The 14,668-nt window shown below is 70.9% G+C and carries 14 protein-coding genes; 8 read left to right on the forward strand and 6 right to left on the reverse strand.

Annotation, left to right across the window (positions count from 1 at the left end; genetic code table 11):
• Positions 1 to 312: 312 nt before the first annotated feature.
• From AB0O82_RS17835 to AB0O82_RS17845, 3 genes are all read left to right on the forward strand, one after another.
• A complete protein-coding gene (locus AB0O82_RS17835) occupies positions 313 to 1,953 on the forward strand; it encodes an AMP-binding protein (protein WP_363584635.1) in 1,641 nt (546 codons plus the stop codon).
• 143 nt (positions 1,954 to 2,096) lie between these two features.
• Positions 2,097 to 2,717 carry a TetR/AcrR family transcriptional regulator gene (locus AB0O82_RS17840; protein ID WP_363584637.1) on the forward strand — a complete coding sequence of 207 codons (621 nt, stop codon included), beginning with the start codon at positions 2,097 to 2,099 and terminating at the stop codon, positions 2,715 to 2,717.
• 146 nt (positions 2,718 to 2,863) lie between these two features.
• Positions 2,864 to 5,332: a SpoIIE family protein phosphatase gene (locus tag AB0O82_RS17845; protein WP_363584639.1), complete on the forward strand. Its 2,469-nt coding sequence runs from the start codon at positions 2,864 to 2,866 to the stop codon at positions 5,330 to 5,332.
• 39 nt (positions 5,333 to 5,371) lie between these two features.
• Here the strand turns inward: AB0O82_RS17845 and sph are convergent, their stop codons facing one another.
• The 3 genes from sph to AB0O82_RS17860 all read right to left on the reverse strand — a co-directional run bounded on the left by sph (position 5,372) and on the right by AB0O82_RS17860 (position 7,597).
• The gene (gene sph, locus AB0O82_RS17850) at positions 5,372 to 6,367 is read right to left on the reverse strand and encodes a sphingomyelin phosphodiesterase (RefSeq protein ID WP_363584641.1); all 996 of its coding nucleotides are present in this window, start codon (positions 6,365 to 6,367) and stop codon (positions 5,372 to 5,374) included.
• Positions 6,368 to 6,555: 188 nt separating this feature from the next.
• The gene (locus AB0O82_RS17855) at positions 6,556 to 6,768 is read right to left on the reverse strand and encodes a DUF397 domain-containing protein (RefSeq protein WP_363584643.1); all 213 of its coding nucleotides are present in this window, start codon (positions 6,766 to 6,768) and stop codon (positions 6,556 to 6,558) included.
• A 10-nt stretch (positions 6,769 to 6,778) separates the two neighbouring features.
• Positions 6,779 to 7,597, reverse strand: coding sequence for a helix-turn-helix transcriptional regulator (locus tag AB0O82_RS17860; RefSeq protein WP_363584645.1), 819 nt, complete (start codon positions 7,595 to 7,597; stop codon positions 6,779 to 6,781).
• Positions 7,598 to 7,730: 133 nt separating this feature from the next.
• On the opposite strand from AB0O82_RS17860, the gene AB0O82_RS17865 reads away from it, so the two are divergent.
• A complete protein-coding gene (locus AB0O82_RS17865) occupies positions 7,731 to 7,994 on the forward strand; it encodes a hypothetical protein (RefSeq protein WP_363584647.1) in 264 nt (87 codons plus the stop codon).
• A gap of 492 nt (positions 7,995 to 8,486) precedes the next feature.
• Here the strand turns inward: AB0O82_RS17865 and AB0O82_RS17870 are convergent, their stop codons facing one another.
• Positions 8,487 to 9,812 carry a helix-turn-helix transcriptional regulator gene (locus AB0O82_RS17870; RefSeq protein ID WP_363584649.1) on the reverse strand — a complete coding sequence of 442 codons (1,326 nt, stop codon included), beginning with the start codon at positions 9,810 to 9,812 and terminating at the stop codon, positions 8,487 to 8,489.
• 156 nt (positions 9,813 to 9,968) lie between these two features.
• On the opposite strand from AB0O82_RS17870, the gene AB0O82_RS17875 reads away from it, so the two are divergent.
• From AB0O82_RS17875 to AB0O82_RS17890, 4 genes are all read left to right on the forward strand, one after another.
• On the forward strand, positions 9,969 to 10,961 hold the full coding sequence (locus tag AB0O82_RS17875) for a Gfo/Idh/MocA family oxidoreductase (RefSeq protein WP_363584651.1): 993 nt from the start codon (positions 9,969 to 9,971) through the stop codon (positions 10,959 to 10,961).
• Positions 10,958 to 12,211, forward strand: a complete 1,254-nt coding sequence (locus tag AB0O82_RS17880) for a DegT/DnrJ/EryC1/StrS family aminotransferase (RefSeq protein WP_363584653.1) — start codon at positions 10,958 to 10,960, stop codon at positions 12,209 to 12,211. The genes AB0O82_RS17875 and AB0O82_RS17880 overlap by 4 nt, the downstream gene beginning before the upstream one ends.
• A complete protein-coding gene (locus AB0O82_RS17885; RefSeq protein WP_363584655.1) occupies positions 12,208 to 12,648 on the forward strand; it encodes an NUDIX domain-containing protein in 441 nt (146 codons plus the stop codon). The genes AB0O82_RS17880 and AB0O82_RS17885 overlap by 4 nt, the downstream gene beginning before the upstream one ends.
• Positions 12,649 to 12,962: 314 nt before the next feature.
• Positions 12,963 to 13,322, forward strand: coding sequence for a hypothetical protein (locus AB0O82_RS17890; protein WP_363584657.1), 360 nt, complete (start codon positions 12,963 to 12,965; stop codon positions 13,320 to 13,322).
• A gap of 120 nt (positions 13,323 to 13,442) precedes the next feature.
• Here the strand turns inward: AB0O82_RS17890 and AB0O82_RS17895 are convergent, their stop codons facing one another.
• Together AB0O82_RS17895 and AB0O82_RS17900 are read right to left on the reverse strand one after the other, a co-directional pair.
• Positions 13,443 to 13,655, reverse strand: a complete 213-nt coding sequence (locus tag AB0O82_RS17895) for a DUF397 domain-containing protein (protein WP_363584659.1) — start codon at positions 13,653 to 13,655, stop codon at positions 13,443 to 13,445.
• 104 nt (positions 13,656 to 13,759) lie between these two features.
• Positions 13,760 to 14,608: a patatin-like phospholipase family protein gene (locus AB0O82_RS17900; protein ID WP_363584661.1), complete on the reverse strand. Its 849-nt coding sequence runs from the start codon at positions 14,606 to 14,608 to the stop codon at positions 13,760 to 13,762.
• Between the last annotated feature and the right edge of the window lie 60 nt (positions 14,609 to 14,668).

Consider the following 14,668-nt stretch of genomic DNA (forward strand, 5'->3'; position numbering starts at 1 on the left):
GAGCGGCCGAAGCCGCTCCCACTGGCCGTCAGTCAGATCACCCCTACTCCCCATAGTCGTATCAACGACTCAAGTGATCGGCAGGACACGGCCTAGTCCGCCTCCTTCCAGGGCGCACCGGAAGCACCTACCGGACCCACCGGACGCACCCACCGGACGCACCCGCCCGGCGTGCCCCCGGTGGGTCACCAGAGGGACATCTCGGCGAACTTTGCAGTGGCGGACGTCATGGTCCGTATGCTCCTGTTCGTACCCTCGGTCGACCTTTCGCCGCGCCAGCCGATGCGTCAACTACCTTTCTGGAGGCTTACTTTGGTGTTCCGCAGCGAATTCCCGGACGTGCCGACGGTGGACCTGCCGATCCATGAGGCGGTGCTCGGCGGCGCGGCGGCGTACGGTGACCGGCCGGCCCTGATCGACGGCGTCACCGGGGAGCGCGTGAGCTACGCGCGGCTCGCCGCCGGCGTCGAGCGGGTGGCCGCCGGACTGGCCGCGGCCGGGGTGCGCCAGGGCGACGTGGTGGCCCTGTTCAGCCCCAACACGCTTGGCTACCCGACGGCCTTCTACGGTGCCACCCGGGCCGGCGCCACCGTGACCACGGTGTCCTCGATGGCCACGCCCGCCGACCTGGCCGGGCAGCTCGGCGACAGCGGCGCCCGCTGGCTGGTGACCGTCTCCCCGCTCCTGCCGACCGCCAGCAAGGCCGCCGCCCTGCTCGCCGAGCAGGGCGGCCCACTGGCCGAGATCCTCGTCCTGGACGGCGCGGAGGGCCACCGCTCGCTCGCCGACCTGCTGACCACCACCGGCCCCGCCCCCGGGATCGCCATCGACCCGGGCCGGGACGTCGCCGTACTGCCCTACTCCAGCGGCACCACCGGACTGCCCAAGGGGGTGATGCTCACCCACCGCTCGATCGCCACCAACCTCGCCCAGTGCGACGCCCTCTACCGGCCCGCCGTGGGCGAGCGGGTGCTAGCCGTGCTGCCCTTCTTCCACATCTACGGCCTGACCGCGCTGCTCAACCAGCCGCTGCGCTGCGGCGCCACCGTGGTGGTGCTGCCCCGCTTCGACCTGGAGCAGTTCTGCCGCACCATCGAGGAGCAGCGGGTGCAGGCGCTGGTGGTCGCCCCGCCGATCGCGCTCGCCCTGGCCAGGCACCCGGTCGTGGACCGCTTCGACCTCTCCTCCGTCGAGTACCTGCTGTGCGCGGCCGCTCCGCTGGATCCGGAGCTCGCCGCCGCCTGCGCCCGCCGCCTGGGCCTGCCGCACCTGCTCCAGGGCTACGGCATGACCGAGCTGTCCCCGGTCACCCATGTGGTCTCCCCGCTGGAGCGCGACCCCTCGCCCGGCTCGGTGGGGCGGCTGATTCCCTCCACCGAGCTGCGGGTCGCCGCCCTGGACGGGGCCGGCGAGGACCTCGGGCCCGGCGAGCCGGGCGAGCTGCTGATCCGGGGCCCGCAGGTGATGAAGGGGTACTTCGGCCGGCCCTCCGACACCGCCGCGGTGGTCGACTCCGAGGGCTGGCTGCACACCGGCGACGTCGGCTTCGTCGACGACCGGGGGTACCTGTACATCGTCGACCGGGTGAAGGAGCTGATCAAGTACAAGGGCCACCAGGTGGCCCCGGCCGAGTTGGAGGCCGTGCTGCTCGGCCACCCGCAGATCGTCGACGCCGCCGTGATCGGCGTCCCGGACGCCGACGGCACCGAGTGCCCCAAGGCCTTCGTGGTCCGTGCTCCGGGCAGCGGCCTGAGCGCGGAGGACGTCACCGGCTTCGTGGCCGGGCTGGTGGCCCCGTACAAGAAGGTCCGCGCGGTGGAGTTCGTCGAGGCCGTCCCCAAGTCCGCGGCCGGCAAGATCCTCCGCCGCGAGCTGCGGGCCCGCGAGGCCGAGCGCCGTGCGGCGTCCGCGACCGCAGCCGCCGCGCCCACCGCCCCCGAGGCCTCCCGCTGAACGGCCGGGCCCCCGGCGGCCGAAGACCGGCGCCCGTCTGTGAGGATCGACCCGCCGAGCACGGCGGGCCCGCCGACCGCGACGGGCCCGTCGGGCACGACCGGCCCGCCGAGCCCCCACCGGAACAGGAACCGCCGCCAGCCATGACCAGCCACCCCGCCGTCCGCACCCCCCAGCAGGACCGCAGCCGCGCCACCCGGGCCCGGCTGCTCGCGGCGGCCGTGAACTGCCTGGCCGAGCTCGGCTGGCACGGCTCCACCGTCACGGTGGTCGCCGAGCGCGCCGGAGTGTCCCGGGGTGCCGCCCAGCACCACTTCCCGACCCGCGAGGACCTGTTCACCGCGGCCGTCGAACACGTCACCGCCGAGCGGCTGGCCGCCGTCCGCGCCCACACGGACGAGCTGCCGGCCGCCGGCCCCGACCGCACCCGGGCCGTCGTCGACATGATCGTGCGCCTCTACACCGGTCCCCTGTTCCGCGCCGCCCTGCACCTGTGGACGGCCGCCGCCACCGAGGAGCCGCTGCGCGAGCGGATCATCGCCCTGGAGGGGCACGTCGGCCGGGAGGCCCACCGGGCCGCCGTCGAGTTCCTGGACGCCGACGAGACCCGCCCCGGCGTGCGCGAGTCCGTGCAGGCCACCCTCGACCTCGCCCGCGGGCTGGGCCTGGCCAACCTGCTCACCGACGACAGCGTCCGACGATCCGGGGTGATCCGGCAGTGGACCGGCGTTCTGGAGAGTACGCTGCGGCCGGTACGCCCATGACTCCCGTACTACCGGAGCGACCGGACGACCCCTGACCAAGGGGTCGCCGGGCGGCCGATGTCCGTGCAGTCTGGAGAAGAATCCCGGCCGACACGGACCGTGAGGCCCCCGGCCGGGCACGAGCCGAACCGGGGTGCTGCCTGATCATGCACGGAAACGAGTGGGACGTGACCTCCGCCGCCGGCCCCGCACCGGGCGGCACCCCCGTACGCCCCGAAGGCCACCGACTCGTCCCGCTCGCGACGGCCCTGCTCCAGGGCGACGGCCTGATCCTGCACTGGAGCGAGGACGCCGAGGCGCTGCTCGGCTACTCCGCCGAGGAGGCCGTCGGCAGCTACGCCGCCCAGCTGCTCACCGACGGCACCGACCGCCCCGAGGTGCTGTCCCTGTTCTCCCACATCATGGGCGGCTCCACCGGCTGGTCCGGCGTCTTCCCCGTCCGCCACCGCGACGGCCACAAGGTCGACCTGGAGTTCCGCACCTACCCGATCGCCGGCCCGGCCGGCACCCTGCTGCTGCTCGCCACCGCCTCCGACATCCGCGCCCTCCAGGCGGTCGAGGCCGACCTCGCCGTCCTCGACGGCGTCTTCGACCGCTCACCGATCGGCATGGCCGTGTACGACACCGAGCTGCGCTACGTCCGGCTCAACGAGGCGCTCGCCCGGATGAACGGCGTCCCCGTCGCCGCCCACCTCGGCCGCCGGATACCCGCGGTGCTGCCGGGCATCAACAGCGTCGAGATCGAGCAGACCATGAGGCAGGTGCTCAGGAGCGGCAAGCCCGTGGTGGACGCCCGCTCCCACGGCCGGGTGCCCGGGGACCCCAAGCGCGACCGCGCCTGGTCCGCCTCCTACTTCCGGCTGGAGGACTCCACCGGCCGGGTCTTCGGCGTCTGTTCCTCGATCATCGACGTCACCGAGCGCTTCCAGGCCGAGGCCCGCGCCGCCCGCGCCCAGGAGCGGCTCGCCACCATCGCGGAGGCGACGGCCCGGATCGGCACCACCCTCGACCTCCAGCGCACCGCGGAGGAGCTGATCGAGGCCGTCGTCCCCCGGTTCGCCGACTTCGCCACCGTCGACCTGCTGGAACCGGTGCTGCGCGGCGCCGAACCCACCCCCATCCCCTCCGACCGGACGGTCACCCTGCGTGCCGTCGCCGTCGGCGAGTCCTACGAGTCGGGCCTCGCGCACGCCGTGGACACCGTCGGCGAGACCTCCGAGTACGCCCCCGACCGCAGCTACACCCAGTGCCTGCGCAGCGGACGCCCCCTGCTGCGCGCCCACGTGGACGCCGAGGTGCTGCGCGGCCTGGTCGCCAGCGAGGACCGGGTCGAGCCCGGCATCGCGGCGGGCATCCACTCGTACCTGATGGTGCCGCTCACCGCCCGGGGCATGGTGCTCGGCGGCTCCGAGTTCATTCGGATGCGCAACTCCGAGCCGTTCAGCGACGCCGACGTGGCGCTCGCCGAGGAACTGGTCGCCCGCACCGCGCTGGCCATCGACAACGCCCGGCTCTACCGGCGCGAGCGGGAGACGGCGCTCACCCTCCAGCGCAGCCTGCTGCCACAGGAGATCCACCGCACCCTGGGCCTGGAGATCGCCTACCGCTACCTGCCCAGCAGCGTGGTCAGCGAGGTCGGCGGCGACTGGTTCGACGTCGTGCCGCTGTCCTGCGGCCGGGTCGCCCTGGTGGTCGGCGACGTGATGGGCCACGGCATCCGGGCCGCCGCCACCATGGGCCAGCTGCGCACCGTCGCCCGCACGCTCGCCACCCTCGACATGCCGCCCGAGCAGGTCCTCACACGCCTGGACGAGACCGCCTCGGGCATCGGCGAGGGCCAGTTCGCCACCTGCATCTGCGCGGTATACGACCCGCTGGAGCGCACCGTCCAGGTCGCCTCGGCCGGCCACCTGCCGCCGATCTGGGTCGCCCCCGACGGCACCGCCAGCAGGGTCGAGGTGCCGCCCGGCGTGCCGCTGGGCGTCGGCGGGGTGGCCTTCGAGTCGATCGAGTTCACCCTGCCCGAGGGCGGCATGGTCACCCTCTACACCGACGGCCTGGTCGAGCGGCGCGGCCAGGACCTCGACGACGGCATCGACCTGCTGGCCGACACCCTCGCCGGGCCCGGCCGGACCCTGGAGGAGAACTGCGACGCCGTCCTCGGCGCACTGGTCACCGACGGCACCGAGGACGACATCGCGATGATCATGGCGCGGGTGCTGCCACTGCCCGCCGACCGGATCGCCACCCTCCCGCTCACCGGCGGCGGCCGGCTGCCCGGCAAGGCCCGCCGCTTCACCCGCGCCACCCTGGACGCCTGGGGCCTGACCGCCCTCTCCGACTACGCCGAACTGCTGGTCAGCGAGCTGGTCACGAACGCCCTGCTGCACGCCGACGCCCCGCGGCGGCTGCGGCTGTTCCGCGACCGGGTGCTCACCCTGGAGGTCTCCGACGCCGGCGGGGCGGCCCCGCAGCTGCGCCCCTTCGCCGAGCAGGACGAGGGCGGGCGCGGCATGTTCCTGGTCAGCGAGCTGGCCCAGCGCTGGGGCAGCCGGCTGACCAGGGACGGCAAGGTGGTCTGGGCCGAGCTGGAACTGCCCTTCGGGGCTGCTTAGTTCCCCGCGGGTCAGTCCCTGGTCAGTGCGCTTCCCCGGTCAGTGCGCGGCGAGCGGGTAGTGGTCGGAGAGGTCGGTGTAGGTGTAGCTCTTGCCCCAACTGCTCACCGTCCACGGCGCGCTGTGCGTGCGCAGGACCTGGTTGGTGTACTGCTGCGGGCGGGCGTGGTCGGCCCGGTAGAGCACGTAGTCCAGGTCCTCCTTGGGCTCGCCCGGGTAGCGGTAGGCGGCGATGGAGTTGTCGGCGGTGTCGAAGGAGTACGGCCAGCCCGTGCGGGCGGAGGCCGGCGCCAGGTTGGCGTTGTCCAGCAGGGCCTGGTACTCGGAGCCGTGCGAGTCGATGTTGAGGTCACCGGCGAGCAGGATCGGCTCGTTCGCCGGGATCTGCTTGGCGTCCAGGAAGCCGCGCATGGCCGTGAGCTGCTTGGCCCGGATGGCGGCCGGCTGGCCGTTGGAGCAGCCCGAGTCGGTGGACTGCAGGTGGGTGCCGACCACGTGGGTGCGCTGGCCGTTCACGTTCAGGACGGCGTAGACGAAGCCCTTGTTCGAGAAGTAGTCCGAGCCGCAGGCGTCCTTGTAGACGTACTGCTCCTTGCGCAGGATCGGCCACTTGCTGAGCAGCGTCACGCCGCCGTCCTCGGGGGTGGTGGAGCTGTAGCTGCCGGAGGTCGCGTCCCAGCCGCTGGTGGAGCGGCCGACGACCGGGGTGTGGTACGGGTAGGCGGCCGAGGCCTTGGCGGTCAGGGCGTCGGAGGCCGCGTTGTCGAAGGCCTCCTCCAGGACGACCACGTCGTGGCCCTGGAAGAAGTCCGCCGAGGCGATCGCCTGCGCCCGGTGCTCCTGGCCCCAGTTGGGGTAGAGGGTCGTGCTCATCAGGAACGTGTTGTACGTGAGGACGTCCAGCGCGGGCGCGGTGACCGGGGCGCTCTCGGTCGTGGCGCCGGTGGCGGCCGTGGCGGGGGCGGTGGCGAGCGCGCCGAGCACGGCGGCGGCAGCGCAGGCGGCGGCGGCCTTGCGGAGGGACGACAGCGGCATTGGGGCTCCGTGAGGGTATGACGTGAACGCGACGGTCAGCGGATGGTGTACATCCAACGTCGCCGCCCGCACGGTGCACAAGACCGCGCAAGAGCATTCGGTGAACGCAGTTGAAACACTGTCACCGCCAAGAACGCGCGAACCCCACCACCCGCTGAGGGTGGTGGGGCTCGCGAGAGTTGTGCGCGTCAGACCTCGCCGAACTCGCCGGCTTGGACGGCGGCGACGAACGACGACCAGGCCTCGGCGGGGAAGACGAGGGCAGGACCCTCGGGGTCCTTGGAGTCACGGACGGGCAGTACACCCGGGAAGCCGGGGGCCACCTCAACGCAAGACCCGCCATTGTTGCTGTAACTGGCCTTGACCCACGCGGCGTCGGATAGGTCTACAGGAGTGATCATGACGTTCCTCTCACGCCTTGCACTTTCGGATCAGCTCCAGTGACGCAGCCTTCGAGAGCGCTTCAACCTGGAGCTGGTGGCAGTCCCGCTCCCAGGCTTGAGCAGTCTCGGCGTCCCGCGAGAGGAAGCCGCGCAACTGGCACTCCGAGTATGCCAGGAGTTTTCGATCCGCCAGGGTCAGCAGCGTGACCATCATGGTGAACGGCAGCTCTTCTGCAAGAGAAAGCGGCGCCACTTGGATCGTGATGTTCGGACGAGTGGCGAGGTCTTCAAGGTGCGCAAGCTGCCGAGCCATGACCTTGCGCCCGCCCACCGGTCGTAGAAGGGCGCCCTCGTCCAGGACGAAGTGGAGCCGGGGCGCAGGCTGCCGGTCAAGTAGCTTCTGGCGCGTGGCAAGGAAGTCGAGCCGATCCGCAGCCTGCTCCTCGGTGACGCTGCCGCGCCGCACGGCGGCCGAGGCGAAGGCTGCGGCGTACTCCATTGTCTGCGCCAGGCCAGGCACGATGCCCAGTTCGAAGTGGTTGATGCTCAGGGCCTTCGCTTCTTGCTGGGCGTACTCGGGAAACCCTTCCAGCAACGATGAGCCGCTGAGACTCCAGTACGTCAGTTCTAGTGTTCCACCGGCACCAAGGGCCCGGTCGGCTTGTACGACCCAGTCGAGTGTGGGACTGCGTGTCCCTCGTTCGAGGTTGGAGATCTGACTGTCACTCAAGTTCGTCATCGCCCCGAGGTCGGTCTGTGTGAGCCCCGCCGCCTTGCGCAGCCTGCGGAGTTGTGCGCCGAAGGCCTTGAGGGGTGATGCGGACGGGTCCAGCTCGGTCTCGCGCATGATCAGACCTCCGTTGCATTCCTTATCCCACAGGGGATTTCGTCAAGTGGAGAACCCTTCCGATCGTAGAGGCTGTCGCGCCACCATGGCTACACCAAGTGACACGCCAAGAGCGAAGCGCTACGGAGACCCCATGCCCGAAAACCCGAAATCCGCGCTGCCCGACTTCGTCCGCAACGAGGTGGTGCGGGACCTGAAGCACCGAGACGACGACGGCAAGCCGAAGGAGGGGGTCTTCATGGAGATCCTCTGCGGGGCGGCCTTCCTGAGGCCGCTCGGCGGGGGGTGCGAGTGGACGACCAGGCCCGATCAGCTGCGACGGTGCGACCCCAGGGAGATCGCGCCGGGTACAGGGAGCAGCCCGCAGCGTCGGCCGATGTTTCCGGAGCCGGCGTGACCTCGGGGGAGATGCTGCTCGCCGGGCTGCACGTCAGCTCGCTGGCGGCCGGCGGTTTTACCGCTGTGGTCAACGGCTGCCGCGCCGCTGTCGGCCGAACCGCGAACCGGACCGACAAGCTCCCGCCACCGCGCCGCGAGTGCTCATCCCGCGCGGCGGCGGGGTCCAACGCCCGTCCGTGACAGGCAATCACGGACGGGCACCGGCAGGCCTACCTCCCCTGCCGGCCGGCTCCGAGGGCACGTTGGCGCCAGACCCTCGCCGAGCCACACCGCTCCCCGCCGGCCACCTCGCCGGCGGGGAGCGGCCGTCCCTCGATCACCGTCGATTCCTTACCTTCCCTGTTCTCTGGAGGCGCACGTTGAACAGCGCAGTCGCACCCGCACCGCTCGACTTCGCGTGGCTGGAGGTGACCGGGTTCTGCAACGAACCGTGCATTCATTAGGCAAGTCGCGTGTCGGGTTCGAAGGTGTCGGCATTGAACCCGCAACGCTAGCTCGGTTTGAGGCGGTCCATGAGGTCGGCAACGCCATCGACCTGGCGGTAGGGCTTGAACGCCGGCGCGAGCTCGCGCACCAGGGTGACGCACCGGTCGGCGCCGATCCTGGTCGCGAGGTCGAGGGACTGATTCGTAACGGCAAGGGCATGTTCGACCTCGCGGGCCTGCAGCAGGCTGCGGGCCTCGTAGGTCAGGAAGATCCCGCGCGTCTTGTCGCGGGAGCGCGGCAGCAGGCTCATGCCCTCGTCGATGCGGGCGTGCGCTTCGTCGGTACGGCCGAGGTCGAGCATGCACTGGCCGGAGTCGACAGCCAGGTCCGCCGTGCTCATCCACCGGCACCATGCGGGGGCCTGGTCGGGGCTGTCGGTCAGCAGGGCGTTCTCGGCGGCGGCCAGGTCGCGGTGGCAGTCGGCGGCGGCTCCGAGGGCGGCATGCGCGCGGGCCCGGCGGAGGTAGAGCAGGGACTGTGCGGTGGGGTGCCGGGTGTGGATGAGGGCCTGGCTGAGCGGTTCGACGGCGGCGCCCGGCTGGGTGAGCCAGATCGACTGGTAGGCGAAGTCGGAGAGGACGCCGGCCCCGAGGTCGCGGTCGCGGGCGGCGTGCGCGTTGGTGAGGGCCGCGTTCCAGAGCTTGCCCGCCGCGAAGTGCTGGCCCTGGTCGAAGCGGTGCCAGCCGCAGGTGCTGGCCAGGGAGGCGGCCAGCAGGTGGAGGCGCTGGCCGATGGGTTCGGTGTACCGGCCCTGTTCCAGCAGGTCGGTGACCGTCTCCAGTTGGGCGTCCATCAGCTTGGCGGTGTGCTGGCGCTGTTCGGTGGGCAGGGCGGTCAGCTTGGCGCTGGTGTCCTCCATCCAGTCGACCAGTTCGCCGTCGACGTGCTTGCCGTTCAGAGCGGTGGTGAGCCGGTCGGGTTCGAGGGTGGCCCATTGGGCTGAGAGTCCGGCCAGCGCGAGCGCGCTGAAGGTCATGAAGGTGCGGCGGCGATGGTCCATTGTGGCTCTCTGTGCGTCTCGAAGTGCGTGGACGGTGAACGCCGATCCGAGTGGCACCGGCTGTTCCTGGCCTGGCAGCCAGTGAGGCCACTCGAAGGCTCCCAGGTCGCTGATCGGGATGTCGAAGGCCTCGGCGATCAGGAGCTGGGATTCGATGCTGGGCGTCTTGCGCCAGTTCTCCCACTTGCTGACGGCGGCCTTGTCGGTGCCGGAGCGAAGACCCTCGGGCCTGTTCCTGGCGGCGTGGTGGATGCGGGCCGCGAGGTCGGTCTGGGACCAGCCGCGAAGCGCGCGGGCGTACGCGAGGGGGTGCCGGATCTGGTCGTCCACGGGGCCAATCCCATCATCGACGGTGACCGTGAGCCTACTGCGCGTACGGGCTGGACTACCCCGGGACAACAGACAACGCCTGGTTGGTGACCGTGAGTTGGGCTCTACTCGTCGTGCACCGAAGAAGTTCCTTCACGAAGCGGAAGGAGTCCGCGCATGAAACGACGCGCTGCGGTCATCGGCCTCGGCCACCAGGCGCTCGAAGACCACCTGCCCGGCCTGCTCGCCTCCAGCAGGGCCGAGCTCGTCGCCATCTGCGACAGCAACCCCGACACCCTGCGGCAGCGGCAGGAACAGCTCCAGGTCCCGGGATTCACCCGCACCGGTGAGCTGCTGGACGCGGTGGCCCCGGACTTCGTGGTTGTCGCCGTCCCGCACCACGCCGGACGCGAGGTCGTCCACGAGTGCGCCGCCCGGGGCGTCCACGTCCTCAAGGAGAAGCCGTTCGCCACCAGCGTGTGGGAGGCCCGGGATCTCGCCCAGGTCTGCCAGGCCGGCCAGGTCGAGCTGATGGTCACCCTCCAGCGGCGCTTTAACCCGATCCACGCGAGCGTCGCCGGGATGCTGGACCAGATCGGCATCCCCTTCCTGATCGACGGCCAGTACACCTTCCACACCGACGACCCCGGCGCCGGGTGGCGCGGGGACATCCGGCAGGCCGGGGGCGGCTGCATCATCGACATGGGCTACCACCTCATCGACCTGCTGCTGTGGTACTTCGGCTTGCCCAGCCGGGTCATCGCCGAGTTCTCCACCACCGCCGTCCCCGGCGGCGGATACGACGCGGAGGACACCGCCGTCATCCAGCTCGGCTACGACACCGACCTGTACGGCTCGGTGCTGCTGTCCCGGTGGGTGGCTCCGAAGACCGAGCGCCTGCACGTGGTCGGCACCCGCGGCTCGGTGCTGCTGACCAAGGGCCAGGTCCAGCGGCTCGACCTGCACGGCGCCGTGGTGGAGGAGCTGACCCGCCCCCACGCTCCCGCCTCGGCATCGGCCGCGCAGATCGACTACTTCTGCCGGGTCCTGGACGGCGAACGGCCGAACACCTCCGGCCCCGACCAGCACCTCGCGCACGCCGCGTTCATCGCCTCCTGCTACCAGTCCAAGGCAGCAGGGCGCTACATCGACCCGAAGGAGATGCTGTGACCAGCACCCTCGCCCTGCTCGGCGGCAAGCCCGAAGTCACCGCCACGGGACCGCACTTCAGTTGGCCGCCGATCGACGACACCACCCGCGCCAAGGTCGCCGCCCAGCTTGAGGAGTCGATCTCCATCCCCGGCCGGTCCGGCATCGTCGCCGAGCTGGAGGGCGGCCTGCAGGAGTACTTCGGCGTCCGGCACGCGGTCACCACCAGCTCTGGCACCGCCGCCCTGCACGCCACCTACTGGGCCGCCCGGATCAAGCCCGGCGACGAGGTCATCGTTCCGGCCTGGACCTTCCACGCCACCGCCTCCCCGCTCTTCCACCTCCGCGCGGTGCCCGTGCTGTGCGAAACCCGGCCGGACGGCGACATTGACCCGAACCGGATCGAGGAGCTGATCACCCCCCGAACCCGCGCGATCATGGTCACCCACCTGTGGGGCAAGCCCGCCGACATGACCGACCTGGTGGCCGTGGCGAACGCCCACGACCTGGCGGTACTGGAGGACGGCTCCCACGCCCACGGCGCGAGCATCGCCGGGCAGAAGGTCGGCACGTTCGGCCTCGCCTCGGCCTTCTCCCTCAACGGCCCCAAGCCGCTGTCCGGCGGCGAGGGCGGGTTCGTCCTCACGGACGACGACGACACCTACCACCGGGTCATCACGCTCGCGCACTACAACAAGCGGGCCAAGACCGAGATCCCGGAAGGCCATCCGCTCGCGCGGTACGCGGTCACCGGGGCCGGCCTCAAGCTCCGCATCCACCCCCTTGCCGCCGCCATCGCCCATGACCAGCTCGCCCGCCTCGACGGCTACGTCGTCGGCCGGGCGGAGATCGCCCGCTACCTCACCGGCCAGCTCGCCCGGACACCCGGCCTGGAAGTCACCGAGATGCCCGACGGGGTGATCCCGTCCTGGTACGGGTTGACGCTCACCTACAAGCCGGATGAACTCGACGGCCTGCCGATCGAGCGCTTCCACCAGGCGCTGATCGCCGAGGGCGCCACCGAGTTCGACCGCCCCGGCTCCACCTGCCCCATGAACCAGCTCCCGCTGTACCAGCAGCCCGGACCACTGTTCCCCGGGCACCCGCACTCCCACCGCCGGTACAAGGCAGGGGACTTCCCGGTCGCGGAGCACGCCCACGCCCACATGATCAAGCTCCCGGTCTGGCATCGTGAGCAGGATCTGGAAGTGGCCGAGCAGTACGTCCGCGCGGCCGTCAAGATCAGCGACCATCACAAGGAGCTGCAGTGACTGTCACCTCCCCCGAGTTCGTGGCCGGCCTGGCGACCGATGCCGAAGCCGCCGGAATCAGCGGCTTCGTCGCCGCCGCCGTGATCAACCACGACGGCCGGGTCCTGCTCGTGCGGCGCAACCCCGACGACTACATGGGCGGCCTGTGGGAGATCCCCTCCGGGACGGTCGAGTTGGAGGAGGAAGAGTCCATCCTCGACGCCCTGTACCGCGAGACCGCCGAGGAGACCGGGCTGACCATCAAGGAGGTCACCGGCTACATCGGGCACTTCGACTACCAGAACAGCCGCGGCGGCACGACCCGCCAGTTCAACTTCGCCGTCACCGTGGAGAAGACCGAACCGGTCGTCCTCACCGAGCACGACGCCCACCAGTGGGCACTCCCCAGTGAGCTCCCCGAAGTGAGCGACGCGGTTCGCGAGCTGATCGCCCGCTGAGGTGGTGCGAGTGCGGCGGGGCCCTCGGATTCCCCGAGGGCCCCGCCACAGCGCGACCGCGTCGGCTCCGAACTCCGGGTTGTACTTCGATGGCCTTGCCACGCGGATCTTCACCTTCCTGGATCTACAAGATCCATTGTCAGGTGTGTCCACATCGCCGGGGTCACCTCACACAGAGCTGCACCCCGCCACAGTTCCTTCCCATGTGCGGCCCGTGCTCGCCCTGTGTGCCCTCGGTACGGCACTGTGACCCGCCCGGGTCCCCCGTCGCCGATCAGCATCAGTACCCCCGTACTGCAACCAGGGAGCGGACGTTGGACAACCACGGCGACCACTACGGCGACGACTGGACGCCGTGGCCCGGCGACGCCCCAAACGGCTGGCCAGCCCGCACCGAGGCCGAATGGCTCGACATCGCCCGGTACGTCCGACACGCCGCGAACAAGGTCGGCGATCCACTTCCGCTCTGCCTGCCCGGTGAACCGAAGGAGTGTGGGCGCAGCGCTCGGCACCATGTGGTGCTGTGGGGTGCCGTGCTCAAGGCTCGGGCGCATCACGTGGTTGAGCAGGCGTCGCCCACCCAGGAGTACGGAACGTGGGCGGCCCGGTCTCTCTATCGCCGGGAGGTCGACCAACTGCGGGAACAGCCCACCGGGGGCGCCGAGATGGAGTGACAGTCGAGCGCGCGGGATAGTCATCGACTACGAACGCTGGCCTATCCCGTGCCTACGCGTCAACCTGACGCGCGAGCCCCACTGCCCGCCGTGGGCAGTGGGGATCGGACAAGGTGCGCGTCAGACCTCGCCGAACTCGCCGGTCCGGATCGTGGCGATGAACGATGACCAGGTGTCGGCGGGGAAGACGAGGGCAGGACCCTCGGGGTCCTTGGAGTCGCGGACGGGAGCGAGGTTGGGGACGTCGGTGGCGACCTCCACGCAGTTGCCACCGTTGTTGGAGTACGAGGATGTGATCCAGGAAGCGCCGGACAGGTCTACGCGGTCGGTCATGACTGGAATTCCCTTCGGGCCCGATGATGAACTGTCAGGTGTCATAGGGCTACCCCGGAAGTCAGGCAGGCAGATGCTGGTGATCGCGCCGACCTGATCGGCGCTCAGCCCGCGTCGACTTCCGCCCTCCACATGGTGCGGAGTTGCGCCTCGACGTCGCCGGCCTGGCGGAGGCCCGCCTGGTAGGCCGGTTCCCAGGCCGCCAGGTCGCCCGTGTCCGAGCCGAAAGCGCGCACCGAGGCCGGATCGGGGCCGATGGTCACCACGGCGTCCGCCCCCACTGCCGCCAGCTGCTGGTTGAGCGGTTCCCGGGGGAACAGGTGGGCCATCGGCTCGACCACGACCAGCGTGCGGGCTCCAGCGGCGAGGTCGGCGTTGGGGCCCGCACGCAGCGCACCGTCCATGTACCGCCGGCCGTCGATGGCGACGGGCGGTGCGGCTCCGGGGAAGGCGCTGCTCGCCGCCACCGCGTGCACCAGCGGCACGCCGCTGTCGCGGTCCCACACCACGGGCTCACCGGTGGTGGCGCAGACGGCGGTGATCAGCAGTCGTCGCTCCGGCCACGCGTCCGCACCGATCAGGGCGGCGCGCCCCGCGATCAGCGCCTCCTCGGCTCGGGGGTCGGTGCCGTCGAGTGCGAGGCGGCCGACGCGACGCCTCGCCTCTCCGGGTTCCAGGCTGCGGTCGCCGAGTACGGCGAACACCGCGCCCATCCGCTCAGGGTCAGGCTTGACCCGGTGAGCGGCCTGGCGAGCGGAGGAAGCGAGCCGCCCCGGGTCCTGCCCGGTGGCGAGCAGCGTTCCGACGATCGAGCCGGCTGACGTGCCGACGATCAGGTCGGCCTCGCCCAGATCCACGCCGTTGCGGCGCAATCCGTAGGCCAGTCCGGCTGTCCAGGCCGTGCCGACGTGACTTCCGGGGCCCAGGACGAGTGCTCGGTCGAAGGTGTGCATGTGGTCTCCCCTCGTTATTGAAACAGTCGTACCATATACTCGCCAATGCCGTTTCAACTC

It is taken from the genome of Kitasatospora sp. NPDC088264, assembly GCF_040685715.1.
Taxonomy (GTDB): Bacteria; Actinomycetota; Actinomycetes; order Streptomycetales; family Streptomycetaceae; genus Kitasatospora.